At 63.0% G+C, this 25,115-nt stretch carries 22 protein-coding genes and 3 tRNA genes; 7 read left to right on the top strand and 18 right to left on the bottom strand.

The genetic code is table 11. The annotated features are described in order from the left end of the window. The first annotated feature begins 8 nt into the window (after positions 1 to 8). From EYF70_RS07520 to EYF70_RS07505, 4 genes are all read left to right on the top strand, one after another. On the top strand, positions 9 to 218 hold the full coding sequence (locus tag EYF70_RS07520; RefSeq protein ID WP_131144849.1) for a hypothetical protein: 210 nt from the start codon (positions 9 to 11) through the stop codon (positions 216 to 218). 60 nt (positions 219 to 278) lie between these two features. Then, positions 279 to 1,325 carry a hypothetical protein gene (locus EYF70_RS07515; protein ID WP_131144848.1) on the top strand — a complete coding sequence of 349 codons (1,047 nt, stop codon included), beginning with the start codon at positions 279 to 281 and terminating at the stop codon, positions 1,323 to 1,325. A gap of 90 nt (positions 1,326 to 1,415) precedes the next feature. Next, positions 1,416 to 2,558 carry a methyltransferase gene (locus tag EYF70_RS07510; RefSeq protein WP_131144847.1) on the top strand — a complete coding sequence of 381 codons (1,143 nt, stop codon included), beginning with the start codon at positions 1,416 to 1,418 and terminating at the stop codon, positions 2,556 to 2,558. Between the two features lie 247 nt (positions 2,559 to 2,805). Next, positions 2,806 to 2,882 (top strand) — tRNA-Met (locus EYF70_RS07505). A 165-nt stretch (positions 2,883 to 3,047) separates the two neighbouring features. Here the strand turns inward: EYF70_RS07505 and EYF70_RS07500 are convergent. The 9 genes from EYF70_RS07500 to EYF70_RS07460 form a co-directional block, all read right to left on the bottom strand. Continuing rightward, positions 3,048 to 3,839 carry a hypothetical protein gene (locus EYF70_RS07500; RefSeq protein WP_131144846.1) on the bottom strand — a complete coding sequence of 264 codons (792 nt, stop codon included), beginning with the start codon at positions 3,837 to 3,839 and terminating at the stop codon, positions 3,048 to 3,050. Positions 3,840 to 3,896: 57 nt separating this feature from the next. Then, a complete protein-coding gene (locus EYF70_RS07495; protein ID WP_131144845.1) occupies positions 3,897 to 4,673 on the bottom strand; it encodes a hypothetical protein in 777 nt (258 codons plus the stop codon). Positions 4,674 to 4,730: 57 nt separating this feature from the next. Next, entirely contained in the window at positions 4,731 to 5,519 is a 789-nt protein-coding gene (locus EYF70_RS07490) for a hypothetical protein (RefSeq protein WP_131144844.1), read from the bottom strand. 97 nt (positions 5,520 to 5,616) lie between these two features. Beyond that, on the bottom strand, positions 5,617 to 6,405 hold the full coding sequence (locus EYF70_RS07485) for a hypothetical protein (protein WP_131144843.1): 789 nt from the start codon (positions 6,403 to 6,405) through the stop codon (positions 5,617 to 5,619). Positions 6,406 to 6,557: 152 nt separating this feature from the next. Continuing rightward, on the bottom strand, positions 6,558 to 7,346 hold the full coding sequence (locus tag EYF70_RS07480) for a hypothetical protein (RefSeq protein WP_131144842.1): 789 nt from the start codon (positions 7,344 to 7,346) through the stop codon (positions 6,558 to 6,560). 112 nt (positions 7,347 to 7,458) lie between these two features. Beyond that, positions 7,459 to 8,250: a hypothetical protein gene (locus tag EYF70_RS07475; RefSeq protein ID WP_131144841.1), complete on the bottom strand. Its 792-nt coding sequence runs from the start codon at positions 8,248 to 8,250 to the stop codon at positions 7,459 to 7,461. Between the two features lie 3 nt (positions 8,251 to 8,253). Then, positions 8,254 to 11,106 (bottom strand): T6SS effector BTH_I2691 family protein, encoded by a 2,853-nt coding sequence (locus EYF70_RS07470; RefSeq protein ID WP_307722128.1) that lies wholly within the window; start codon positions 11,104 to 11,106, stop codon positions 8,254 to 8,256. A gap of 49 nt (positions 11,107 to 11,155) precedes the next feature. Then, positions 11,156 to 12,037, bottom strand: a complete 882-nt coding sequence (locus EYF70_RS07465; RefSeq protein WP_165497586.1) for a DUF4123 domain-containing protein — start codon at positions 12,035 to 12,037, stop codon at positions 11,156 to 11,158. Beyond that, a complete protein-coding gene (locus EYF70_RS07460; RefSeq protein ID WP_131144838.1) occupies positions 12,037 to 14,856 on the bottom strand; it encodes a type VI secretion system Vgr family protein in 2,820 nt (939 codons plus the stop codon). The genes EYF70_RS07465 and EYF70_RS07460 overlap by 1 nt, the downstream gene beginning before the upstream one ends. 272 nt (positions 14,857 to 15,128) lie before the next feature. On the opposite strand from EYF70_RS07460, the gene EYF70_RS07455 reads away from it, so the two are divergent. Both EYF70_RS07455 and dbpA read left to right on the top strand, forming a co-directional pair. After that, a complete protein-coding gene (locus tag EYF70_RS07455; RefSeq protein WP_131144837.1) occupies positions 15,129 to 15,353 on the top strand; it encodes a hypothetical protein in 225 nt (74 codons plus the stop codon). Between the two features lie 74 nt (positions 15,354 to 15,427). Beyond that, on the top strand, positions 15,428 to 16,834 hold the full coding sequence (dbpA, locus tag EYF70_RS07450) for an ATP-dependent RNA helicase DbpA (RefSeq protein WP_131144836.1): 1,407 nt from the start codon (positions 15,428 to 15,430) through the stop codon (positions 16,832 to 16,834). A gap of 10 nt (positions 16,835 to 16,844) precedes the next feature. Here dbpA and EYF70_RS07445 read toward each other — a convergent pair whose 3' ends face one another. Then, a complete protein-coding gene (locus tag EYF70_RS07445; protein ID WP_229420889.1) occupies positions 16,845 to 17,990 on the bottom strand; it encodes an MFS transporter in 1,146 nt (381 codons plus the stop codon). A 209-nt stretch (positions 17,991 to 18,199) separates the two neighbouring features. Between EYF70_RS07445 and EYF70_RS07440 the strand changes: the two genes are divergently transcribed. Next, complete coding sequence (locus EYF70_RS07440) at positions 18,200 to 18,994, top strand: AraC family transcriptional regulator (protein WP_131144834.1); 795 nt, start codon at positions 18,200 to 18,202, stop codon at positions 18,992 to 18,994. 235 nt (positions 18,995 to 19,229) lie between these two features. Here the strand turns inward: EYF70_RS07440 and EYF70_RS07435 are convergent, their stop codons facing one another. The 8 genes from EYF70_RS07435 to ctaD form a co-directional block, all read right to left on the bottom strand. Further along, positions 19,230 to 19,805, bottom strand: a complete 576-nt coding sequence (locus tag EYF70_RS07435; RefSeq protein ID WP_130188430.1) for an elongation factor P — start codon at positions 19,803 to 19,805, stop codon at positions 19,230 to 19,232. 67 nt (positions 19,806 to 19,872) lie between these two features. Then, entirely contained in the window at positions 19,873 to 21,069 is a 1,197-nt protein-coding gene (earP, locus tag EYF70_RS07430; RefSeq protein WP_131144833.1) for an elongation factor P maturation arginine rhamnosyltransferase EarP, read from the bottom strand. A gap of 73 nt (positions 21,070 to 21,142) precedes the next feature. Then, a tRNA-Glu gene (locus EYF70_RS07425) sits at positions 21,143 to 21,218 on the bottom strand. 70 nt (positions 21,219 to 21,288) lie between these two features. Beyond that, positions 21,289 to 21,364, bottom strand: a tRNA-Glu gene (locus EYF70_RS07420). Between the two features lie 96 nt (positions 21,365 to 21,460). After that, complete coding sequence (locus EYF70_RS07415) at positions 21,461 to 21,766, bottom strand: cytochrome C oxidase subunit IV family protein (RefSeq protein WP_131144832.1); 306 nt, start codon at positions 21,764 to 21,766, stop codon at positions 21,461 to 21,463. A gap of 9 nt (positions 21,767 to 21,775) precedes the next feature. After that, positions 21,776 to 22,477, bottom strand: coding sequence for a heme-copper oxidase subunit III family protein (locus EYF70_RS07410; protein ID WP_131144831.1), 702 nt, complete (start codon positions 22,475 to 22,477; stop codon positions 21,776 to 21,778). Positions 22,478 to 22,488: 11 nt separating this feature from the next. Continuing rightward, the gene (locus EYF70_RS07405) at positions 22,489 to 23,154 is read right to left on the bottom strand and encodes a cytochrome c oxidase subunit 3 family protein (RefSeq protein WP_229420739.1); all 666 of its coding nucleotides are present in this window, start codon (positions 23,152 to 23,154) and stop codon (positions 22,489 to 22,491) included. Further along, entirely contained in the window at positions 23,151 to 25,019 is a 1,869-nt protein-coding gene (gene ctaD / locus EYF70_RS07400; RefSeq protein ID WP_131144830.1) for a cytochrome c oxidase subunit I, read from the bottom strand. The genes EYF70_RS07405 and ctaD overlap by 4 nt, the downstream gene beginning before the upstream one ends. Between the last annotated feature and the right edge of the window lie 96 nt (positions 25,020 to 25,115).

Below are 25,115 nucleotides of genomic sequence, written 5' to 3'. Positions count from 1 at the left end.
TTGAAAACATGTTGAAAGCACCACGTACCCTGACGTTCAAGTGCGCGAAATGCGCGAAGGCGGTCAAAGTCACCGTCCAGAAAGTATCCGCCTGCTCGCATATCACGCCGTATTCCGGCGTGTGCGCCTGCGGCGAAGTGAAGCTGCATGCCATCGGGCAGCCGGATGCCGTGCAGGCATACCTGGCCTCGAACGGCCTGTGGACCCACCACCACTGATTTCCTCAAGTAATCGGCGCGCATGCCGATGTAGAGGGACATTGTAAAAAGAGGCCAGCCATGTCTTCGCTCTCTCCACTCGGCACCCGCCAGTACCAGAACACCGCCCTGTCCGGCTCGACCCAGCAGCCGGCGCGCGGCAACAGCACCGTGCAGCAGCCGGCGGCCACCAAGGCCAGCAGCAATGTCGCCTTGTCGTCCGGCGCGGTCGACCTGCAGCAGCGCATCGATGCGCTCGGCAACAACACGATCGACCTGGCGCAGAACCTGCTCGGCAAGTTTGCCCAGCAACTGCTGGGCGACAGCGCGAAAGGCGCGACGATCGACTTCGATTCGGTGGCGCTCGACACGTCGTCGACGCTGGCGGCCGGCACGCTGCGCAGCGAGGGTGCCAATGGCATCGGCAAGGCTTCCGCCTTCAGCCTGAATGAAAGCTCCCATTTCATGGGCAAGGGCACCATCACGCTGGCCGATGGCAGCAAGTACGATTTCGAAGTGGAAGTGCAATACGAGGCGTCGATGACGGCCGGTTTCGCGTCCGACGAGAAAGTGGCCGGACAGGATCCGGCGAAGTCACTCCCGTCGTTCGACTTCCCGGACATCGACTGGCCGGGCGGCCTGGGCGACCTGTTCAAGCTGATGGACAAGCGCATCTCCGGCGACGTGAAGAACGGCGAAAACGGCGACGTGCTGGGCAACCTGTCGATGCGGCTGATGCAGCTCGTCAAGAATACCCAGTCGCTCGATACCTATGCCCCGCCCTCGCCCGTGAAGGCCTACCTGCCCGATCCGGCGGCGGAGGCGACTGACAAGATCAAGTCGCCCATCAAGGTACCCATGACGGAATTGCCGGCTCAAGCCCCGGCGGCCGACCAGGCCACGGATAAGACCCAGGCACCGATCAAGGTACCCATGACGGAGTTGCCAGCCCAGGGCCCGGCGGCCGACCAGGCGACGCAAAAGACCCGGGCGCCGATCAAGGTGCCCATGACGGAATTGCCGGCTGCGCCGCCGTCCTCCGGCCCTGTCGACGTGCCGCTCGTCAAGACGGCCGGCGACATCCCGCTGACCATCTCGACCACGCCACCGAAGGACGACGCGGCCTGACCCGCTATAATAGGTGCCACAGTCCGAAACCGCCGTGCAGGCGGTTTCGCCGTTTACCACCCAGCAGCACCTTTGCAGAACCGGACGCACATGGACAACTCCCTCCTCCACTGGACCGAACAAGGAACCGACCGTTCCGCCCGCTGGCATTCGGAGGCGGGCATGCCGCCGCCGAAGCGCGTGGTGGTTGCCGACGACACGCTGAACGCCGATACCGCCTTCCGCCTGGCCTGCGAAGGCACGGCGCTGCTGTGGCGCGGCGACTTCCAGAATGCCCGGCAACTGCTGCAGGCGCTGGCGCGCCGCGCCGACGGCAAGCAGGGCAAGCCGAAACGCAAGGCCGCCAAGGTCCCGGCCACGCCGACCGAAGCTTTCCACCTGCACCGCCAGGCGCAGTCGCAGCGGGCCCGCACGCTGGCCATGCTGCTGATCCCGTTCGAACCCGGCTACACGATTCCGCTGCGCCGCGCGCCGGACGTGAAACTGGCCTGCAACGAAGCCTACGGCCGTAGCGAGGATGCGTTCGTGATCTCGCTGCGCGAGCTGCTCGGCGTGATCGGGGCGCATGAATGGCGCAAGACGGGCGTGGAGATCCCCGCGATCGATGCGCGCATCCACCCGCACTACGGCGTGTTCTCGCCGGTGCGCGGCGAATACGTGCAGCTGGTGGCGGAAACCCCGCTGCCGAAGAAGACCACGGTGGCCTTCGACATCGGCGCCGGTACCGGCGTGCTGAGCGCCGTGCTGGCGCGGCGCGGCGTGCCGCGCGTGGTCGCCACCGACATGGACCGCCGCGCCCTCTCCTGCGCGCGCGACAACCTCCACAGGCTCGAACTGGACGAGCAGGTCGAACTGCTGGAAGCGGACCTGTTCCCGCCGGGCCGCGCGCCGCTGGTCGTCTGTAACCCGCCATGGCTGCCGGCACGTCCCAGCTCGTCGATCGAACACGCGCTGTATGACCTCGACAGCCGCATGCTGAAGGGTTTCCTGGCCGGCTTGAAGGATCACCTGACCGAAGGCGGCGAAGGCTGGCTGATCCTGTCAGACCTGGCCGAACACCTGGGCCTGCGGCCCCGTGAGCAGCTGCTCGAGTGGATCTCGGCAGCCGGCCTCGTCGTGCTGGGCCGGCAAGATGTAAAACCCGTGCACCCGAAGGCCGGCGATGCCGAAGATCCGCTGCATGCCGCCCGCTCGGCCGAGGTAACGTCGCTGTGGCGGCTGGCGGCTGCCTGATCCTGTTGTTTTACAACCAGCCCAGCAGCACTCTCCAGCTGCCAAGTGCTTGATTTTACTGATGTTGCTAAAATTCGGGGACAGTCCCCGAATTTTAGCAACAGTTGCGTTCCGAACTATTGGCGACTGCCGGAGCGCGGTACTGCCCCGTTTCCTTGCAATAATCGCATTCCTGGCCTGGCTGTTCCGGCATCGTAAAAGGTGCCTTGCACAATGGGAAGTGAAGGTATATAATTCTTGCCTCAGACGCGGGGTGGAGCAGTCTGGCAGCTCGTCGGGCTCATAACCCGAAGGTCACAGGTTCAAATCCTGTCCCCGCAACCAGAATTCAGAAAAGCCTTTGATTCGTTCGCGAATCGAAGGCTTTTTGTTTTATGTGGCCATGGTGTCCGCTGCGTTATTGTCGAGCCACCTCGGCCAGGTCGTCCGCGCGGCCTGCCCGGGCGCCGGTGCGGTGTCATCGGGGAGATTGGCTGAGTCGATGGTCGATCAACGCTCCGCCGGATCCGCCAGCTTCAGCTTGCCATCCTTCACGGCTTGCTGGTAGCAGTGGACATCGTTCAGGTTGCAGAACTGTTCGACGCCGTGCATTACTTCATGAAAATTCCGGTATTTGTAGAGGTAGCCACCGAGGTTCACGTGCTCCGGATCGGCAAAACCCAACTGGCGCAGGATTTCAGTGGTCTCATCGGCGACGCCATTCAAGTTGATACTGTCCCATATCGCGAACCATAAACACGGCGCTCCCGTCGCTAGCGTCCCCCAGCCCAGCACGCGGAGCTTTCCGATTCCGAAATCCACGTCCTGCAGGAGCACGAACGGAATCTCGAAGACCATGGCGCAGCAGAACCACCACCAGGCAACCTTGAAATTGTTCCTTCGTTCGGCTGTGCCGCCACGTACGTGGCGCAGCCATGCCAGGCCCGTGTCTTCGCTGATCATGCCGCGCGCGACCAGTACATCGCCGTGCTGCTCGACCACGGCCTTGATCTTTTTACCGACCGGCAGTTTATTGGCACCGCTGATTCCCCCCCACAGCACTTGCTGGCCCACCAGGCAGACAAAGTAATCGTCGTATTCGCCGCATCCCATGATGCCCGGCGAAGGGGGAATCCGGCCATACGATCCGGCCTGCATCGCATCGCCGCCGGCTACCGCCGTACCGACCCGGCAATGCTTGCTGATCTTGTCGAGCAAATCGTCCCATTCGCTTGCTACAAGCAGGTCCGTGACGATACCTTCGATCACACGGGTTTCGTTATCGGGCAGTTCGGTTTTCACTGTTTATGGATGTGATGACGCTGGCAGTTCATGTTCATTGGATCGTTGCGGCCACGATCAGCGCGCAAACTTCAGTTTTCCATCTTCGATAGCCTGCTTGTAGCAGTAGACATCGTTCAAATTCCCGTAAATGTCCGTGACAGGGCTCCCGAGATACCCATGCACCGAAGTGTAACTGTAGTGGCCAAGGTCTACCCGTTCCGGATCAGCAAAGCCGAATATGCGGAGAATCTCGGTGACCTCGTCGGCCAGCCCACGCCAGTTTTGAATGCACATCCTCGCCAGCCAAAAACACGTGGCGCCAATCGCGCCCGCGATCCAGCTCATAAGTTCGAGCCGGCTTAATCCCGGCTGAGGCGGCAGGAGTGTGAAGGGAAGCGCGAACAACATCATGAGGCAGAAAAACCACCACGACATCTTGTAGGATACTCTGCGATTGGCTTCACTCCCCTGGGCGCAGCGCAACCACGCCAGACCTGCCTCTTCGCTGATCATGCCCCGCGCGATGAAGACACCCCCATGTATCTCGACCACTGCCTTGACTCTTTTGCCAACCGGCAGTCTTCTGGCACCACTGATTCCACCCCACATGGGCTGCTGGCCAACCAGGCAAACGAAATATTCGTCGTACTCGCCGAAAGAGATCATGTGCGGCGATGCATGAACCTGGCCATGTGATCTGGCAGGGGATGCCTCTGCCCCGACCGCCGCCGAGCTGGCCTTGCAATGCTTCTCGATCTTGTCGAGCAAATCGTCCCATTCGCTTGCTACAAGCAGGTCCGTGACGATACCTTCGATCACACGGGTTTCGTTATCGGGCAGTTCGGTTTTCACTATTTATGGAAGTGATGACGCTGGCAGTTCATGTTCATTGGATCGTTGCGGCCACGATCAGCGGGCAAGCTCAAGCTTGCCATCCTCGATGGCCTTCTTATAGCAGTGGATATTGGAATAGTTTGCACTTGATTCAGAACTGTTCGCTACTTCGTTGAAGTTTACAATGCCGTATTGGTAGCTGCTCAGGTTGATACATTCTGGATCAGCAAACCCCAGCTTTCGGAAAACGTCAGTCGCAGGGTTTGCCAGAGCGTTCATGGTCCCACTGGACCATAACGCGTTGCCGAAACAAAGCACGCCTGCTATAACCGCACCCAATGCCAAGGTTTCAAGTTCGCTCATCCAAGGATTCACACCGAAGAAATATATACAGGCTGCCTCGCAGATCATGGCGAAGCCAAAGGCCCCCCAAGCCATCTTCAAATTGGCCTTGCGTTCGGCTTTGCTGCCCCATGCATGACGCACCCAGACCAAGCCCATATCCTCGCTGAGAATGCCGTGCGCAATCAGCACGTCGCCGTCCCTGGAAACAACCGCCTTGACCTTCTTGTCTACTGGAAGTTTGCTGGCGCCACCGAATGTGCCGCACATGACCTGCTGGCCAATCAGGCATGCGAAATTCTCCGTGTCTTCGCCGTCGTACATGGCGACAGACGCGGCTGCCGCGACTTGTCCATGGAATTCCCCCACCGCGGTACCCAGTCCCGCCGCCGCGCTGCCAGCCCGGTAATGCGGGTTGATCTGCGCAAGCAGATTCTCCCTGCCGAGGGCGACGTGCAGATCGGTGAGAACTCCTTCGATGACATACGTGTCACTGGCAGGTGCAGATACAGGATTTTCCATGACTCGCCGGACGTTGTAACAGATGAGAGCGCAACGGCATTAGAGAACTCTAGCCATACAATTCTCGTGTCCCGGTTTCAGGCTCAGAGAATAAAGGTTAGGTCCGAAACTTCAATTTGCCATCCTTCATTGCCGCCCCAAAACTGTAAATATTGGAGTGATTAGCTTCCGCATCACCAGGAAGCAAAAGCTCATCGTGCGCAGTAGAATATCGGTAGCGGTTCAGATTCACACTTTCTGGATTAGCAAAACCCAGCTCGCTAAAAATCTGCGTTGCTGGATGGGCAAGCGCATTCATTGTCGAGCTATTCCAAAGTACCATGACAAGCAAGATCAGACCCATGCCGAAAAAGCTGATCGTCATCAGTTCCCAAAATTTCTCTGTCCCAAAGCCAGCAACTGCCCATCCGACGATAAACATGCACAGGAACTGGAACCAGAACCCCCACCATGTAATTTTAAGGTTGGCATTCCGCTCAGCTTTACAGCCCAATGGGTAAGTAATCCATAGCAGGCCATCGCTTTCGTACATGATTGCTCGCGCCACCCACAAGTCATCCCGCTTCTCCACAACTGCCTTGACCACCTTACCAACCGGCAATTTACTAGCGCCACCAAATGTCCCACACATCACGTGATCATTGAAGAGGCAAAGGAAGTTTTCGGTATCGTCGCCGTCGTACATGACCAGCGATGCAGCGCCGGCAACTTGACCGTACAGATCACCCAGAGAAGCGCCGAGCCCTGTTACCACACTTTGCGCTTTGTAGTTGCTGGAGACCTTTTGTAACAGATTTTCTTTTCCAATCGAAAAGTGAAGGTCTGAAATTACACCTTCCACGATAAATAATTTGCTATCTTCCTTATGCGCCTCAATTTGAAACACGTTTCGTTCCACCCTCGTCGCCCTACACATTCCTTGGGTTCTATACCTGTTTCGTTGGTGCGGCTGGCACTTCGAAAATCCGCCAACTGAGCAGACCCGCTGAAAAATTCGCGGATGATTAATCGAACCAACGGGCACACGAATCAGACCTGCTACGCAAGCTTCAGCTTCCCATCTTCAATTGCCTTTTTATAACAATGGATATTGGCATAGTTGGCGCGCATATCCGGGCTATGTATTACTTTAAAGCGATGCACGATGCCGTATTGGTAGCTGTTCAAGTTCACACGCTCAGGATCGGCGAAACCTAGTTTCCGGAAGACATCAGTCGCGGGATCAGCCAGCGCATTCATGGTGCTACTGGACCATAACGCGTTGCCAAAGCACAGCACAGCTGCCGCAACCGCTCCCAGAGCGATGGTTTCAAGCTCGCTCAGTCCGGGATAGACATTAAGAAAGAACGTAAAGCCGGTGATACAAAGCACGACAAAGCAGAAGCACCAAAAAGCAAGCTTGAGGTTGGCCATGCGCTCGGCTTTGCTGCCCCAGGCGTGGCCGACCCAGACCAGACCTGTGTCCTCACTGAGAATCCCGTGCGCAACGAGTACATCTCCACGCTTCGATACCACGGCCTTCACCTGCTTACCGACCGGCAGCTTGCTGGCGCCGCCGAACGTGCCACACATGACTTCCTCGCCGATCAGGCATGCGAAGTTCTCCGTATCTTCGCCGTCGTACATGGCGACAGACGCGGCTGCCGCGACTTGTCCATGGAATCCCGCCAGCGCGGTACCAAGTCCGGCTGCCGCGCTGCCAGCCCGGTAATGCGGGCTGATCTGCGCGAGCAGATTCTCTCTGCCGAGGGCGACGCGCAGATCGGCGAGAACGCCTTCGATGACGAAGGTTTCGCTGGCAGGCGTGGCAAGAGGATCTCTCATCATTCGTAGCTTTCCACCAAAATCTGCGGATCAGCTTGAGCCAAGGTCCGTGTCTCGTTTTTCACGGGACGAATCCAACGCATCGTCTCGCGAACCGACGGGTGAAGAAATCAGGCTAGTGAGTCAGCTTGAGCTTGCCATCCTCGATCGCCTTCTTGTAGCAATGGACATTCCCATGGTTGGCGCGCGATTGCGGATTTTGCACCAGTTCGTGGATATGGACGATGCCATATTGGTAGCGGTTCAGGTTCACGTGCTCCGGATCGGCAAAGCCCAGTTTGCGGAAGATATCCGTGGCCGGGTCGGCCAGCGCATTCATGGTGCCCCCCATCGACAACGCAACGCCAACACAAAGAACGCCCGCTACCACTGCTCCCCATCCCAGGGTCTCCGACGGGCTCATCCCGGTGTCGATGCCAAGCACGAACGTGCAGACGCCCAGGCACAGCATGGCGAAGCAGAAGCACCATAAGGCGATCTTCCAGTTGGCCTTTTGCTCGGCTTTGCTGCCCCATGCATGAGACACCCACACCAGGCCAGTGTCCTCGCTGAGGATGCCGCGCGCGACCAGCACGTCGTCATGTTTGGAGACCACCGCCCTAACCTTCTTCCCGACAGGCAGCTTGCTGGCCCCTCCGAACGTACCGCACATGACTTGCTGGTCGATCAGGCAGGCGAAGTGTTCGGTGTCTTCGCCGTCGTACATGGCAACCGACGCTGCCGCTGCGACCTGGCCGTGGAAGCCACCCAGCGCCGTACCGAGCCCTGTCGCAACACTGCCAGCCTCGTAGTGCGGGGAGATCCTGGCGAGCAGATTTTCCCTGCCGAGGGCCACCTGGAGTTCCGTAATGATGCCTTCGACCACGAAGGTTTCGCCGGCATTGTATTTCGGGATCGGTTTCGTCATCTCTTACCTTCCAACGCCAACAACGCGCGATGATTTCTCGAGTTCCTGCAGTTCGACCGTCGCGTCCGTGAAACTGTCGTTCACGGCCACCCGGCCCAGCCAGTTCGTGGTTTTTTTCTGCAGCCGGAAGACCGATTTTTCGCACCAGTTCTGCAGGTCGTCGTCCTTCAACAGCAGATAGCCGATTTCCGCTGCGGTGAGTGCCAGGCCGATCCAGTTGAAGCGGGCGACCCACACCAGCAAACGGACCCGCGCGGCATACGTCGCGGCTCTTGCCGCGGCGCTGGTCAACAGTTTGTAGCGCAACTGATGCTGTGCATATCCCTTGGCCCTGTGCAGGAAAAATGACTCCGTGTACGAAAATGCCGCGAGTATCGTCAGGCCAGCACTGATGAAGCCGGTAACGGCCCTGATGAAAAAGATCGAGCGCAAGATCGGGTCTTTTTCGCTACCCAGTTTCCCCAGGTCGAGAATGGCACCACATGCGGAGGATGCCATCGACATCACCCCGGCACCGAGCTTGAGTCCGCCGCGGACGATGTCGGCGCCATCCTTGATCGCCTTGATGCTCTTGTAGGGGGCGATCTCTCGGATCGACTTGGCGCCCGAATAGTACATATCCATCACGACGCTGCCGATGGCCATGACCGACCCGAAGATACCGATACCGTCTTTCCATCCCCACTTGTTATTGGCGATCTTTTCGCCAAGGCCGATCAATTCGATACATGCCAGCACCGCGCCGATGCGCACGTGATGATAGTTATTGGTCGGCGGGTTGCTGTTGCCGACCAGCTCATCGAGCTTGACCTTCACCTTGTTCTTTTGCTGCGCATCGGCCACGAGGTCGTCCAGCGACGGCGCCAGCTCTTTCTGGATCGAAGCGGCGGCCTTGCCTTCGACCTTGCGCCCGGCCAGCTCCGCGTTCCGTTCCGCGCTTCGACCCTTGTAGCCCTCGGCCAGCTTGCTCTTGTCGATCTTCAGCATGAGTTCGTCGTAGCGCAGCCTTCCCGCAACGTCGCCCAGGCGGGCATACAGGATGCCGCTCAACCGCGCGACCAGGATTTTATCGACCGACGTTCCCAGGCCTTTGCGGAACACGGTGCGGGTGATTTCCGAGACCTTGTGGAACAGGACGATTTCCACGCCAAACTTCTGCCCCGCCCCCTTGCTTGCCATGGAGGGCGTTACCCACTTGTCGGAAAACTTTTCCTTGCCCTGATTGCGCACCCATTCGTCGAATGCCGAATCGGTGCTCTTGAAGGCGCTCACCAGGCCCTTGGTGGCCTTGATCATCGTGGCAGCGGTGATTTCGGAAGCTTCCGTCACCTTCGAGGCTTCGGCCTTGATATCGGCATACGCCTGCCTGGCCGCATCGATGATCTCGCGCTGGTTCTGGTAATAACCGCGCATGTACAGGTTCTTGCGATCGATGACGGTCGCCTGTACCCACTCGTCGATTTTTGCTTCGCCAACCTTGCATCCGGACAGGCCGAAACTGCAGATCGCGGACTCGATCGCGAAGTCGAATCCGGCCCCATGGGATTGCTGGTCATACGCATCGAACGCATCGAGCAGGCGCTCCGCGAGGAACCACTGCATATGATCGGCCGCCCGCTTGTTGGCCTTCTCGAAGGCCGCCGTGGTGTGGCGGTCCAGCATGGTCCTGAAATCCTTGATTTCGTTGACATCCAGGCGCGCGGCGTACTTGCGCTGCCATTTCTCGGCGCCTCGCGCCTTGCTTTCTTCGATGGCTTTCCGATAGTTTTCGGCGCGCCTCTTAAGGCTTTCATCGACGTCTTTTTCAATCGCCTCGGCGTCCTGGATACGCCCTTGCGCACGCAAGGTGCGGGCGACAGTGCGCTGCCGCTGGAACCATTGATCGCTGCCCTGCTGGTGCTGGTCGATGAAATCCTGCGTGCTTTGCACGATGCCGTTCTCAAAGCCGTTCCTGATTTCCTCGATCGCCTCGCTGACCTGCAGGCGCTGCTGGTTGGTGGCGCCATATTCATCGGTCGCCACCAAGTAGTTCTGCACCCCCTCCAGCGGAGCATTACGGAAATCATTCAATTCCTGCGTAACGCCGATGTGATCCCATAAAACCAGCGTCGCAAAGCCGCTCTTCTTGATGTAGTTGAACAGCGAACCGAGGCGACCATAGTATTCGCCCTTGGCATTCGGAGGGGCGCCGGCATAAGCGTCCCGGCTGGCCGGGAACAATTGCTTCTCCATGGCGACACCGAGCGGATCGGTGAGCGCAGCGCCGCCCTTGGCGAACAGCAGATACTCGACCACTTTCTTGAACAGCTCCGGCGCCAGCAGGCTGTGCGGCTGGTCGGTCGTGCCATCGAGCCAGCCGGCCGGATTGAAGGTCTGCATCTTGCCGTCGGCGGCATAGGCGTCGGCGTTCTGCTTGTACTCGGCCAGCTTCGCCTTGGTCATGGCCGATGGCGTGAACAGCGACCAGATCCTGGTGACTTCCCGGGCATTGGGGATCGCCACCATGCTTGCGTTGACGCCGCATACGGAGCGGTCGCAACTGAATTCGGGCGTGACCTGGGGCGGCTGCTCGGGCTCGAACTGGTACAGGAACGCATCCTGGAGCACTTGGTAGGCGGTCCAGTACTTGATGCCCTGCCGTTCGATCAGCACATACAGGTAACCGGGCCGCAACAGGCGCACGCCATACTTGGCTTCCGTCAGCGCCAGGTCCGTCACACCCTTGCCGAGCGTTCCGCCCAGGGCCGGCAGCGAAGCGAGATCGGCCGGTTTGTCCGCCACGACGGCGCTGTAGCGCAGCGGGAGCCACAGCAGCCCTTTTTTGTCGCAGAACTTGCAGTCTTTCTTGTTAATCATTCAGGTACCCGCTGTCCATCGTTGAACGAAGAGTGAATCGAGGGAATAGTCACAGGGAACGCCCGATGTGCTGCTCCAGCACGTCGGCGAGCGGAATGCCGTTGTCGACCGCGGTGCCGATGCTTGCCGCCAGGTCAGGCCGCGACCGGAAGGCATCGCCATGCGCGACGCTCCAGGCGGCATAGGTCGCCTGGTCGGCGCTGGACGCCAGGCCGGCCGCCTGCGCAGCCCGCAATGCATGGTGGATGTCCTGCTCTGTGCCGTCGTCCAGTAAATGGCCGGCTTGCCGCAGCAGGCGCACCGCAAGGTTGAAGGCTTCGATGCGTGCCAGTTCCTGCCATTGCGCGGCCGTCAGCGTTGGCGCAAACAGGCCGGGAGGGGCGGCCGCGTGATCGGCGATCCGCAAGCGGCCCGCGGGATCGACGTATGCCCAGTGCCGTACGCCTGGAAAAATGCCGGCCAGCTGTTCGGGCGTGAGGATGCGCGCCAGGTGATGGGCGACGCGCGGATCGAAGAAGCGGAAGTAGATGTTTCCCTGCCCTTCCACGCGCAGGTTCATCGACCGGGTCAGGTGCGCCGCCAGCCTGTCCAGGCCGAGCTGGCTGAACACGAAGGCGCAGATGGGCCGGGTCTGGACGGCGGGACTATCCGCATCGGCAAGGGCCTGGGCCAGGATTTGTTCGATCAACGCGATCTCGCCAACGGGCAGGCGCACCAGCAACGGCGCCTGGTCGGGCGACTCCTCGAAGATGGGATCGGCCAGCGCACGGCGCGGCGCCACGCTGTCGGCCAGCGCCACGATCTCGTCCCGGAACGGAAAGCCGGCCATCCGGTCGACCAGCACGTCGCAATACTGCTGGTCGCGCAGTGTCCGGTACAGCAGTTCGTGCGGCGAACATGGCTCGCGCATGGCGCCAGTGACAGGCGCCATCAGCGTGCCACTCCCGCCGCGCCGGACTGGGTGGCATCGGCCAGTTTCAGCGCGCATCCCTTCAGTTCGCCGACCTTGAATTGCGGCGGCGCAGCCGAAGCGCTTTGCGGCCCGGCCAGCTCCTTCTTGCTGGCCTTGAAGGACATCGTTCCCGGCCCATGGATCATGATGTTGCCGCCCTCGATCTTCAGGTAGGCGCCCTGCGCCGTCAGCATCACGTGCCTGGGCGCGCTGATCGCCACGCTCTTGGCGATGCTGGCAACCGTGATCAGCTTGTCGGCCGTGATGCGCGTGGCGTCCGACTGGCTTTGCGTGCTGACCTTGCCGCTGGCCGCGTGCAGCCGGATGCCGGTCTCCTGGTTAGGCTTGTCCGCGGCGCTGGCTTTGCCATAGGTAAACAGGCTGATGCCACGGGCGACCTGGTGGAAGCTGTTGGCCTGCGATGCGAAGTTGATGTCCTGCCCCGCGGCCAGGCCCGTGGTGGCGCCGGCGGCGACGATGGCGCTGGCCGGCGTCAGCGCCGCGATGCCGGCCGGGCTGGACAGTTGCAGCTGCGGCTGGCCGTAGGCGCTCGCTTCGCCGCCACCGCCGTGGTCGCCGCCGCCGTTGCCGCTGGCCCGCTCCGCCAGCATCTTGCCCGCATGGTCGAGCTGTTCGATGGCGGGCAGCTTGGCCGGCTCGGGCTCGTCCTTCAGTTTGGCATTGTGCTTTTGTGCCGTTTCCGCCAGGGCCGTCTGCAGCGACAGGCTGGCATCGAGCTGCGTTACCGCTTCGCTCGCGTCGATATGGCTGGCCCCGCCGTGCCGGGCATCGGTCGACAGCAGCAGCCCCTGCCCGGCCCTGAGCGCGGCACTGTGTTCGGTCTTGAGCTCCGCGCCGAACCCGGCGGGATCGAGCCGCTGGTTGTCCGCCTGGTGGCGCAGGTGCCCGAGGTTCAGTTCATCGGTGCCTTCGTGCGCGGCCGCGTGGCGTTGCAGCGCGACGCGCGGTTCACCCCGGGTATCGTCGAACACCAGCTGGTTGTAGGCCCCGCCGCCGCTCTGGCTGGCGGCCATCGCCTGGGTCTTCAGGCCCGACAGCACCGCCGCATGCGCGTGCGGGCCCGCCTGGCCGGGGAACCAGGTAGGGGCATTGCCGGTCGCGGCGCCCGCGCCGGCGCCCACCCGGTTGTTCTGGGCATCCGTTTCGCCGCCACCGTTGTACAGGCTGCCGATCACCACGGGGCGGTCGATATTGCCGTCGATGAAGTCGACCAGTACTTCCTGGCCGACGCGGGGCAAGCCGTGCCCGCCCCAGTTGGCGCCGGCCACCGGTGCCAGCGGCGTGACCACCCGCACCCAGGTGCCCGCCAGGTCGTCGGCCGGTGCGCCGGTGTGGCCGTCCGGTGCCGGGTGCGCCAGGCGGCTGTGGCTCTGGTTGCCGCGCTGCCAGTGGAACTGCACCTTGATGCGATGGTCGCGGTCGGTATAAACCGGTGCGCCGGACGGGCCGACCACGATGGCCGTCTGCTGGCCGGCCACCTTCGGACGCGAGTGCAGCAGCGCGCCGCGCCCGTCGACCCATGGGCTGCGGTAGGGCGTGCTGGCCCGGATCGCGTCGATCCGGTTGCGGTACACCGGCCGCTCGCCCTCGGCGCGCCCCGTGGCATGCAGGCTGGTCGCCAGATCGGCCAGGCTGGCTTGCCTGACCGGGCAGGCGCCGAGCAGGCGCTCGAGCGCGTTGCTGGTGTCGGCATTCAGGTTGTTATGGGCCAGGTGGCGCACCCGCACCACGGCGAAGCGGGCATCGTCGCCGCCATCGAACTTGCTGTGCTCGTGCAAGGTGAACGTGGTGCCGGGCGCCATGCCGCGCACGGTGCCCGCGCCGACATAGGTTTCCCGGCTTGCCTGCAGCGCTTCGAGCTGGCGCGCGGCGATGCGGTCGCCGTGGGTGCTGGAGGGATAGGCGTAAGCGCCCGGCATGTCGCGGCTGGCCAGCTGCACCGGCGACGCGGCCGTGGCCGAGACCGGCCGCGTGCCCAGCGTGCGGTAGTCCCAGCTGGCCACCTCGACCGCGCTGGCCTGCAGCCGCATTTCCGTGCGCCAGCGGTCCATGCTGTCCTCGCGCATCACCGTGCCGGGCTGGGTGAAGCGCACCGCGGCCTGGGCATTGGGCTGGAAGGCCCCGTTGTGGTCGGCGATCACGAGGGCATGCCGGCCCAGGCCCGGGCTGGCCGCGTCGCCTTCGTGCTCGAAGAAGTAGAACAGCCCTTCCTCGCTCATCAGCCGTTCCACGAAGGCCAGGTCGCTCTCCTGATATTGGGTGGTGATGCTGCGCCTGGCGTACACCTCGGGATCGGCGATGTCCAGGCGCCAGGCCGGGGCCAGCGTCCCCTTGCCATCGTAAGCAGCGAACACGGTCTCGAAAATGTCGAGCACGCTCTGGTCCTGGAAGATACGGCTGTCACGGCCCAGCCGCAGGAACGCGGTCCAGGGTTCGATGGTCAGCTTGTAGCGGGCGAAGCCGCCGTTGGATCCCACCAGTTCGGCCGCGCTGACGTGGCCATGGAAGGGGCGCATGCCGGGACCGCTGTCGGTGCGCAGCTCCAGCAGGGCTGGCAGGCCCAGCAGGGACTTGAGCGGGATGCCGGCGTCGAGGGAGAGCGCCGCCACCTCCAGGCGGTAGCCCCGGCTGAGTTCTTCTTCGCCATGCAGGCTTTCGGCCAGCAGCACGTCGCTGAAGCCCGGCAGGGTCAGGCGCAGGATGCGCTGGTGCTGGGTGTACTCAGCGGCCAGGGCACGCACTGCCGAGAGCAGCGATTCAACGGAGTGTCCGGACATCGGTAGGCCGCCAGAGTTGTTCAAAACGCATTAGTATAATGCAGGCGGGCTGTTCCGCTCTCCGATACTGCCCGGTTACTTCATCCACCACCTCCTTGCCATCTCCTGTGCGATGTCCCGACGGGCCTGGCAACGACGTCCCAGCGATGCGCCAGTTGTGAATGCCGGCCGTGGCCCGCCGCACAACTGGTTGCCGCTGTGTTACACTGCGCGCCGCTTCAGATGAAAAGCCCGACTGCCATAGCCGGGCTTTTGTTTTTGCACGCCACACGATGAGAGACAAGAAAGACAACGCGACGCTCGACCTGCCCGGCTTCGGCCCGGCCGAACCGATGGAGCCGGAGCCGAAGGCGCCGCCTGCTCCACGCGCGCGCCGCATCCCGCTCAGGCAGGAACAGCTCGAACTGCTCGAGGCAACCGATGCCAGCGGCCTGCCAGTCTGGCAGCGCGATGCGCAACTGGACGTGACCGGCTTGCCCGTCTGGCGCAAGGACTGAGTTCCCCGCCGCCGTGCGGCATGCCGCCGCACCGCTCTGTTAGACTGATTTACCCTTTTGCCCACGGGCCCGCCATGACTTCCTTTGCTTCCCTGCCCCTGTCCGACGCCTTCCTCGCCAACCTTGAAACGCTGGGCTACAGCACGATGACGCCGATCCAGGCCGAGAGCCTGCCGCCCGTGCTGGAAGGCCGCGACCTGATCGCCCAGGCCCAGACCGGCAGCGGCAAGACCGCCGCCTTCGGCATTGGCCTGCTGTACACCATCAATCCGGCATGGTTCGCCACGCAGGCGCTGGTGATGTGCCCGACCCGCGAGCTGGCGGACCAGGTGGCGAACGAACTGCGCCGCCTCGGCCGCAGCATCGCCAACCTGAAGGTGCTGGTGCTGACGGGCGGCTCGCCGATGCGGCCGCAGATCGCTTCGCTGGAGCATGGCGCGCACGTCGTCGTCGGCACGCCGGGCCGCATCCGCGATCACCTGTCGCGGAAGACGCTGGACCTGTCGTCCATCCGCACGCTGGTGCTGGACGAGGCCGACCGCATGACGGACATGGGCTTCTACGACGACATCGCGGCGATCGTGAAGGAATGCCCGAAACGGCGCCAGACGCTGCTGTTCTCGGCCACCTACCCGGACGATATCCGCCACGCCACCGAAGCCTTCCTGGCCGACCCGGTGGAGGTGGTGATCGAGGCGCAGCATACGTCGCTGACGATCGAGCAGCGCTTCTATGAAATCGGCTTCGACTCGCGCGACGAAACGGTGGCGCGGCTGCTGCGGCATTTCAAGCCCGCTTCGGCGATCATCTTCTGCAACACCAAGGTGCATTGCCGCGAACTGGTCGACACGCTGCGCGCGCAGGGCTTCTCGGCGCTGGCGCTGTACGGCGAACTGGAACAGCGCGAGCGCGACGAGATCCTGGTGCTGTTCGCCAACCGCAGCTGCCAGATCCTGGTGGCCACCGACGTTGCCGCGCGCGGCCTGGACATCTCCGACCTGGAAGCGGTGATCAACGCCGACGTGTCGAAGGATGCCGAAGTGCACGTGCACCGCATCGGCCGCACCGGCCGTGCCGGCGGCAGCGGCCTGTCGCTGACGCTGTGCGCGCCGAACGAAAAGAAATGGGTCAAGCTGATCGAGGAATACCAGAACACGCCGGCCGAATGGCATGAATTGTCGGAACTGGACGAGGACGACCCCGGCCACGGCGATCCGGCGCCGATGATGACGCTGTGCATCAGCGGCGGCAAGAAGGACAAGCTGCGCGCCGGCGACGTACTGGGCGCGCTGACGGGCGATGCGAAACTGGCCAAGGAACACGTGGGCAAGATCAACGTGACCGAATTCCAGACCTACGTGGCGATCGACCGGCGCGTGGCGTATGAAGCGTTCGATCGGCTGAGCGCGGCCAGCAAGCTGGCCGGCGACTTCGGCAGTTTCAAGGGGCGCAACTTCAAGATGCGCTTTATTGAAATCTGAGTTTCAAGTTCTAGCGTTCCATCTTCGGCAGCAGCGCGGCCATCAAACCCAGCAGTGGCAGAAACGACGCGATCCGGTACACGTACTCGATGCCGGACACGTCGGCCATGTGGCCCATCGCCGCGGCGCCGATGCCGCTGACGCCGAACATCAGCCCGAAGAAGATCCCGGCGATCATGCCGACCTTGCCCGGCACCAGTTCCTGCGCGAACACGACGATCGCCGAGAACGCCGACGACATCACCAGCCCGATCACCACCGACAGCACGGCGGTCCAGGCCAGGTCCGCGTACGGCAGCGCCAGCGTGAACGGCGCGGCACCCAGGATCGACGCCCAGATCACGCGCTTGCGGCCGATGCGGTCGCCGATCGGGCCACCGGCGAACGTGCCCGCGGCGACCGCGGCAAGGAACAGGAACAGGTACATCTGCGCCGTGTCGACCGATACGTGGAACTTCTCGATCAGGTAGAACGTGTAGTAGCTCGACAGGCTGGCCATGTAGATGTACTTCGAGAACACCAGCATGGCCAGCACCGCCAGCGCGGCGATCACGCGCCCGCGCGGCAACGGTGCCACGTGCTGCACGCCGGCCTTGCGCACGGCACTCTTCAGGTGGCCGCCATACCAGCGGCTGACGCCGACCAGCACCACCACGGCGACCAGCACGAGCAGCGTGAACCAGGCGATCTTGCTCTGTCCATGGCCGACGATGATGGCGGCGGCCAGCAGCGGGCCCAGCGCCGAGCCGGCGTTGCCGCCCACCTGGAACAGCGATTGCGCGAAGCCGAAGCGCCCACCGGAAGCCAGGCGCGCCACGCGTGACGCCTCGGGATGGAAGGTCGATGAGCCGACGCCGATCATGCCCGCGGCAAGCAGCAGCATGGCGAAGGTGTCCGCCGTGGCCAGCAGGGCAACGCCCACCAGCGTCACGCACATGCCGATCGGCAGCAGGAAGGGCAAGGGCCGCTTGTCCGTGTACAGGCCGATCCATGGCTGCAGCAGCGAAGCGGTGCACTGGAATGTCAGCGTGATCAGGCCGACCTGCGTGAAAGTCAGCGCGAACTGGTCCTTCAGCAGCGGATAGATGGATGGCAGCACGGCCTGCACGCAATCGTTGAGCAGGTGGACGAAGGCAACCGAAAACAGGATCTGCATGACGGCGCCCTGGTGCACCGGGGTGGCCGCCGGGGTAGTGGCCGCCGGGGTGGTGGCCGAGGCGGTGGCAGTCGAGGTGTCGGCAACAGCACTGGTGGCGCCCGAAGCGTTGGATGCGTTGGATGCGGTAATCATGGCTGGGAAATCGATGATGGATCGCCAGTGTATGATGTTCGGCTCGAAGTCATCTTCCAATTTTCGTCGCCAAAGTGACACTCACCGCTTCCACCGTCTACTGCCCGAGGTTCCTGGCCCTGCCGCGCGCGGTGACGGCCGTGCCGTCCGAGGCGCAGCACGGCGAACACGTGGTGCCGCACAGCCACCCCTGGGTGCAGCTGCTGTATGCCAGCGAAGGCGTGGTGCGGGTGCGTACCGAGCTCGGCGTCTGGATCATCCCGCCCCGGCGCGCGCTGCTGATCGCGCCCGGCATCGTGCACGAGCTGACGATGCTGTCGCGCGTCAACATGCGCACGCTGTACATCGACGCGGCGGCGGGCGCCGGGCTGGTCGACGGTTGCCGCGTGCTGGAAGTGAGCGCGCTGCTGCGCGAGCTGATCCTGGCGCTGTCGGCCGAGCCGGTGGACTATGCCGTGCCGGGACGCGGCGAACAGCTGGCGCAGCTGATCCTGTCCGAGCTGGCGTCGATGGAGACCGTGCCGATCGCCGTGCCCTGGCCGCGCGACCGCCGGCTGCGCGCGCTGTGCACCGACATCATGGACGACCCCGGCAGCCGCCGCGCGCTCGAAGACCGCGCCCTGGACGCCGGCGCCAGCGCCCGCACGCTGATCCGGCTGTTCCCCAAGGAGACCGGCCTGCACTACCGCCAATGGGTACAGCAGGTACACCTTGCCCATGCCTTCCCCATGCTCGCGCGCGGCGAAAGCGTAGGCACCATCGCGGCCAGCCTCGGCTACGCCAGCCCCAGCGCCTTCACCAGCATGTTCCGGCGCCTGCTCGGCAAGACCCCGCAGCACTACCTGACCGAATGGCGCGGACCGGGCTGACATTCGTCGCAAGAAAATTGCTCAACTCCGGGGTCAGACCCCGTTTTCTGGAAATATTGCCCAGCTTCGGGGTCAGACCCCGGCTTTTTGGAAATATTGCAAACCTGGCGGGGACAGTCCCCGATTTCAGGAAACATTTCCGCAGAATGGGGACAGTCCCCGATTTCAGGAAACTTTTGGCAGGGCGAAAAAAAACGCTGCACGAGGCAGCGTTTTTCGGAAGCGGCGCAATGGCTTAGTTGCGGATCACGCGCTTGTATTCGTTGGTGCGGGTGTCGATTTCGATGGAATCGTCCTGGCTCACGAACAGCGGAACCTGCACGGTGTGCTGCTTCGATTCGATCGCGTTTTCGATCTTGGCTTCTTTCAGCACGTTACCCGAGGTATTGCCCTTGACGGCCGGTTCCGAGTAAACGATCTGGCGCACGATGGTGGTCGGCAGTTCGACGGAAATCGCCTTGCCGTCATAGAACACGGCTTCGCATGCCATGCCATCTTTCAGGTAGTTCAGCGCGTCGCCCAGGTTTTCTTCTTCGATTTCGTACTGGTTGTACTCTTCATCCATGAACACGTACAGCGGATCGGCGAAGTACGAGTAGGTCACCGGCTTCTTGTCGAGGACGACCACGTCGAACTTGTCGTCGCCGCGGAAGACGTTTTCCAGCGGGGCGTTCGTCAGAAGATTCTTCATCTTCCACTTGTAGGTGAAGCCCGTGCGGCTCGAACCGTTGACGTCGGAGCGCAGCACGATGAAGGGCTTGGCGTCAACCATGATGATGTTGCCAACACGAATTTCTTTTGCGGGTTTCATAAGAGAGAGTACCTACTAAAAATGGGTTTCACTAACCGCTCATCATATCATGTTCTCGATACGGCGCCTACCGCATGGATCGGGCGAATGCGAGGACATTGGCCGCCAGGTCGCCATTTGCCAACAGCGCATTTTGCCAATTGGCAGAGCGGCATGCCAATTGGTCGAGACTACCGGACAAGTTTTGCCAAAGGGCTGGCCAATCCGCATTTTGTTCGACGCCGTTGAATGCCAGCGTGAATCGCTCGAGCGCTTCGGCATGATTATCAGACTGCGCACCGGACTGCGTGCCGGCCTGCGCGCCTAACTGCGCGGCGCCATAACGCAGGAGGAAAGCCCGCAGTTTTTTATGATGCAGGTTTTCATCCTGCGGATAAATGTGCCAGGCAAATGGACGATTTGCCCACTGTGCCCGCACGAAAGAATCCTCGCCGCGCACGATATTGACATCGCAAGCCCACAGCAGGCGGTCGTACTCGGCCTGCGGCACGAACGGCAGCACCCGCACCGTCAGCATGCCCCGCGTGCACACCGCACCGCGCACCGGTTCGGTGCCGAGGAAGGCCCGCACCTCATCCTTCGCCACGCCGTCCGGCACCAGGCACGCCACCGGCGCCCCGCCCTGCCGCCACGCGTCGAACAGGCTGGCCACCGGCGCATGCGGATAGCAGAACAGTGACACCTTGCAGGCCGCCTGCTCGGCAGCAGAGAGGCCGAGACCGCCGAGGAAGGCGGACAGCGCCGCGGGATCGCGCTGGAACTGGTCGCGCTCGTCCAGCAGGTCCGCCTCGCGCAGCAGGCCGCCCGTCTTTCCTGTAAAGCCGGGAAAGAAGAAATGCTTGGTGAGCGGCAGGCGCGGATGCATCGACGGCAGCATGTGGCAGCCTTCGACCCACTCCTCGGCCGTCAAGCCTTCCAGGTTCAGCCACACGGGCTTGGCCTGCCGCTGCGCCATCGCCGTCACGTAGCCGGGCGGGATATCGACCGCGAAGAATTCGATGACGATGTCGGCCACGTCTTCCGGGTAATACGTGCCTTCCTGGTCGCGCCAGTGATAGACGGAGACGCCCGCTACCTGCTGGACGGCAAGCAGCGGATCGACCTGCGGGCAGATGCGGGCGAAACTGTCGAGGTCATCGACCCACAGCGTGACGGCGATGCCATGCTCGCGCACCAGCTGCCGGGCCAGGCGCCAGCAGATACCGATGTCGCCGTAGTTGTCGACGACCTTGCAGAACAGCGCAAGCGTGATGGGTTGGCTCATGGGGGAACGGTAAAAAGCAGAAAAGCCGCGACGGGCGGCTTTTACGGACGGCACTGCATGCCATGAATATTCTTGGCGTCCCCACGGGGATTCGAACCCCGGTACTCACCGTGAAAGGGTGATGTCCTAGGCCTCTAGACGATGGGGACCCTGGACGACTTTTTACGTGCTCAAATTTTTGATAGTGCACGGAAGGCATGAAGCGATCCCGGCAAAACCTGGCGTCCCCACGGGGATTCGAACCCCGGTACTCACCGTGAAAGGGTGATGTCCTAGGCCTCTAGACGATGGGGACGTCGTAAAAGCGTGCGCGCATTATAGCACCGGGCCACATGCCGTTACAAGGGTGAAACTCGTACTATCCGGCAACGCCAATTGCGGCCTACGTGCCCTAGCGTGGATACAGGCTGCGCAGCGAGAAGATGTAATCGGACTCGGTTGCCATCATTCCCGCCAGTACCAGCAGGGCCGCGGGGGGAATCACGACCACGCAGACCAGCGCCAGCCGTTCCCAGCGCAGGTGCATGAACACGGCGACGATCAGCGCGGCCTTTGCCATCATCAGTGCCAGGATCAGCGTCCACCGCAGCAAACCTTCCACGTGCAGCAGGTCGACCAGGTACGACAGCGCGCTGAGCACGAACAGCAATCCCCACACCTTCAGGTACAGCCCAACCGGATGTTGCTGGCCTTCCATGGCGCCTCCTTACCACAGGTAGAACAAGGCAAAGATGAAGACCCAGACCAGGTCGACGAAGTGCCAGTAGAGTCCGGCGATCTCGACGATCTCGTAGCCCTTGCGTTCGTATGCGCCGTGCGCGACGCGCCACGCGACGATGGCCAGGTAGATGACGCCGGCCGTCACGTGCATGCCGTGGAAGCCGGTGATCATGAAGAAGCTGGCGCCGAACTGGGCCGAGCCCATCGGATTGCCCCACGGCCGCACGCCCTCGGCGATCAGCTTGCTCCATTCGAACGCCTGCATGCCGACGAACAGCGCGCCACAGACGGCCGTCCCCGCCATCAGCGCCGCGCAGCGCCTGCGGTCGCGGCGGTAGGCGTAGTTCACGGCCATCGCCATCGTGCCGCTGCTCGAGATCAGCACGAAGGTCATGATGGCGATCAGGATCAGCGGCAGGTGTACGCCGCCGATCGTCAGCGCGAACACTTCGCTGGGGTTCGGCCAGCCGGTGGTGGTGGCCATGCGCACCGACATGTAGCCGGTGAGGAAGGTGCCGAAGATGAAGGTGTCGCTGAGCAGGAAGATCCACATCATCGCCTTGCCCCAGGGGACGTAGAACATCTGCCGGTCGCCCGACAGGTCGGACACGAGTTCGGCCGCCCTGCCAGGCCAGCCGGCGCGCGGCGGCTCCGGATCGGACGGGACGGCTCCAGGCTGCGCGGACATGGCCTCTCCCTTCAACGGATCGTGATGCCGACGGCCGCGCACACGTCGCGCACCAGCTCCGGCGTCAGCCCGAACAGCAGGCCGAACACGGCGCACCACAGCAGCAGCAGTGCATGCCAGTAGCGCGCGCACAGGGCCAGGCTCTCGCGCAGCCACAGGCCGTCGTCCGGCCGGCGCCGCGCCAGCACCCAGGCGGCGGCGAGCATGCCGCCTGCCACGTGGACGATGTGCAAGCCCGTCAGCATGTAGAAGAAGCCGGCGGCGGGCCCCGCCGAGATGACGACCCGCTGCGCGGCCATGGCATCCCAGGCCCACAGCTGGCTGGCCACGAAGGCCGCGGACAAGGCCCAGCCGAGCAAGCCGAACCGGTGCGCCAGCCGCAGGCGCCGCCGCGACGCCGCGCGTGCCGCCAGCGGCCAGGCCACGTCGCCGGCCGCCAGCAACGCCGTGGACAGCCACAGCTGCCATGGCACCGGCGGCAGCAGGCGCCAGTCCTCGTAGCCGATGCGCATCAGGTAGGCCGCGCCGAACAGCGCGAACAGGGTGCAGACAACGCCGATGAACGTCCACAAGCCCACCTCGCGAGTGCCGTACGGCGCCGGCCCGGAACCGGGCCAGTAGCCGTCCGGCTGGAATGAGCAACGGAGATCACAGAACCACAGCATGCGCATCGTCATGTTCGTTGCCCTCCTTCGGTCGGGCCGGCCGGCCCTGGCATCGGCGCTCCGGCGCGCCCGGCCTTGCGGTCGGGCTCATCGGGCTCATCGGGCTCATCGGGTTCATCGGGCCCCACGTTCTGCGGCAGGTAATCACCCTCGGGGCCGCTGCGGCCATAGCCGTAAGGCCCGCGATACACGACGGGCAGGCGCGCGCCCCAGTTGCCGTGGGCGGGCGGCGTCTGGGGCGTGTGCCATTCCAGGCTGCCGGCACGCCACGGGTTGCCACCGGCCGGGCGGCCGCGCCGCGCGCTCCACGCCAGGTTCGCCAGGAACAGCAATTGCGCGATGCCCACCACGAGCGCCGCCACGGTGATGAAGGCATTCAGCGATTGCGCCGAGGGCGGGATGAAGTTGTAGTTGTCGTAGGCGTAGTAGCGGCGCGGCATGCCGAGCAGGCCCAGGTAATGCATCGGGAAAAAGATCGCGTACGCGCCCAGGAAGGTGATCCAGAAATGCAGCTGCGCCATGCCTTCGTGGTACATCCGGCCAGTCACCTTCGGGTACCAGTGATAGATGCCGCCGAACACGGCCAGCACGGGCGAAACGCCCATCACCATGTGGAAGTGGGCGACGACGAAATAGGTGTTCGACAGCGGGATGTCGACGCTGACATTGCCGAGGAACAGGCCGGTCAGTCCGCCGATCAGGAAGGTGCTGATGAAGCCGAGCGCGAACAGCATCGGCGCGGTCAGGTGGATGTCGCCGCGCCACAGCGTCAGCGTCCAGTTGTACACCTTCAGCGCGGTGGGCACGGCGATCACGAGCGTGCTGACCGCGAAGAAGAAGCCGAACCATGGATGCATGCCGGACACGTACATGTGGTGTGCCCAGACGACGAACGACAGGGCGCCGATGATCACGATCGCCCACACCATCATGCGGTAGCCGAAGATGCACTTGCGCGCGTGCACGCTGATCAGGTCGGAAATGATGCCGAAGGCGGGCAGCGCCACGATGTACACCTCGGGGTGGCCGAAGAACCAGAACAGGTGCTGGAACAGCAGCGGGCTGCCGCCGCTGTAGTCCAGCTGCTGGCCCATCGACACGATCGCCGGCATGAAGAAGCTGGTGCCCAGCACGCGGTCGAGCAGCATCATCACTCCGGACACGAACAGCGCCGGGAAAGCCAGCAGCGCCAGGATCGTGGCGATGAAGATGCCCCAGACGGTGAGCGGCATGCGCATCAGGGTCATGCCGCGCGTGCGCGCCTGCAGGATCGTCGTCACATAGTTCAGCCCGCCCATGGTGGCCGCCACGATGAAGACCAGCAGCGACGCGAGCATGACGACGATGCCGGCTTCGACACCCGGCGTGCCGGGCAGGATGGCTTGCGGCGGATACAGCGTCCACCCCGCACCGGTGGGCCCGCCCGGCACGAAGAAGCTGGCGACCAGGATCAGCACCGCGAGCAGGTAGAACCAGAAGCTCAGCATGTTCAGGTACGGGAACACCATGTCGCGCGCGCCCACCATCAGCGGGATCAGGTAATTGCCGAAGCCGCCCAGGAAAATCGCCGTCAGCAGGTAGATCACCATGATCATGCCGTGCATGGTGATGTACTGGTAATAGGTGGCCGGGTCGATGAACTCGAACTTGCCGGGGAAGCCCAGCTGCAGGCGCATCAGGTCGGACAGCACGATGCCGATCACGCCCACCACCAGCGCCGTGATCGTGTACTGGATGGCGATCACCTTGTGGTCCTGGCTCCACACGTAGCGGCGCAGGAAGCCCGTGGGCGCATGGTCCTCTTCCGCTTCGCCATGGGCGCCGCCGGGGAGCACGTCGCCAGCGGCGCCATGGAGTTCTTCGGTCTCGTCGGACATCCGTCCTCCCGTGCGCCTGGTTGAAAAGCCCGGTGCGTGGCCCGGTGCGCTGCTCAGTGCATTGCCCGGGGCATTGCCCGGTGCATTGCTCGATGC

Origin of the sequence: Pseudoduganella albidiflava, assembly GCF_004322755.1 — a bacterium.
Taxonomy (GTDB): domain Bacteria; phylum Pseudomonadota; class Gammaproteobacteria; order Burkholderiales; family Burkholderiaceae_D; genus Rugamonas; species Rugamonas albidiflava.
Note: the sequence above shows the minus strand (reverse complement) of the source record. Positions and strands in the feature narration are given on the sequence as shown.

Coding starts and splice junctions, on each gene's coding strand:
- EYF70_RS07520 (WP_131144849.1), top strand. CDS start 9: ATGTTGAAAGCACCACGTACCCTGACGTTCAAGTGCGCGAAATGCGCG.
- EYF70_RS07515 (WP_131144848.1), top strand. CDS start 279: ATGTCTTCGCTCTCTCCACTCGGCACCCGCCAGTACCAGAACACCGCC.
- EYF70_RS07510 (WP_131144847.1), top strand. CDS start 1,416: ATGGACAACTCCCTCCTCCACTGGACCGAACAAGGAACCGACCGTTCC.
- EYF70_RS07490 (WP_131144844.1), bottom strand. CDS start 5,519: ATGGAAAATCCTGTATCTGCACCTGCCAGTGACACGTATGTCATCGAA.
- EYF70_RS07480 (WP_131144842.1), bottom strand. CDS start 7,346: ATGATGAGAGATCCTCTTGCCACGCCTGCCAGCGAAACCTTCGTCATC.
- EYF70_RS07475 (WP_131144841.1), bottom strand. CDS start 8,250: ATGACGAAACCGATCCCGAAATACAATGCCGGCGAAACCTTCGTGGTC.
- EYF70_RS07470 (WP_307722128.1), bottom strand. CDS start 11,106: ATGATTAACAAGAAAGACTGCAAGTTCTGCGACAAAAAAGGGCTGCTG.
- EYF70_RS07465 (WP_165497586.1), bottom strand. CDS start 12,037: ATGGCGCCTGTCACTGGCGCCATGCGCGAGCCATGTTCGCCGCACGAA.
- EYF70_RS07460 (WP_131144838.1), bottom strand. CDS start 14,856: ATGTCCGGACACTCCGTTGAATCGCTGCTCTCGGCAGTGCGTGCCCTG.
- EYF70_RS07455 (WP_131144837.1), top strand. CDS start 15,129: ATGAGAGACAAGAAAGACAACGCGACGCTCGACCTGCCCGGCTTCGGC.
- dbpA (WP_131144836.1), top strand. CDS start 15,428: ATGACTTCCTTTGCTTCCCTGCCCCTGTCCGACGCCTTCCTCGCCAAC.
- EYF70_RS07445 (WP_229420889.1), bottom strand. CDS start 17,990: ATGCAGATCCTGTTTTCGGTTGCCTTCGTCCACCTGCTCAACGATTGC.
- EYF70_RS07435 (WP_130188430.1), bottom strand. CDS start 19,805: ATGAAACCCGCAAAAGAAATTCGTGTTGGCAACATCATCATGGTTGAC.
- earP (WP_131144833.1), bottom strand. CDS start 21,069: ATGAGCCAACCCATCACGCTTGCGCTGTTCTGCAAGGTCGTCGACAAC.
- EYF70_RS07415 (WP_131144832.1), bottom strand. CDS start 21,766: ATGGAAGGCCAGCAACATCCGGTTGGGCTGTACCTGAAGGTGTGGGGA.
- EYF70_RS07410 (WP_131144831.1), bottom strand. CDS start 22,477: ATGTCCGCGCAGCCTGGAGCCGTCCCGTCCGATCCGGAGCCGCCGCGC.
- EYF70_RS07405 (WP_229420739.1), bottom strand. CDS start 23,154: ATGACGATGCGCATGCTGTGGTTCTGTGATCTCCGTTGCTCATTCCAG.
- ctaD (WP_131144830.1), bottom strand. CDS start 25,019: ATGTCCGACGAGACCGAAGAACTCCATGGCGCCGCTGGCGACGTGCTC.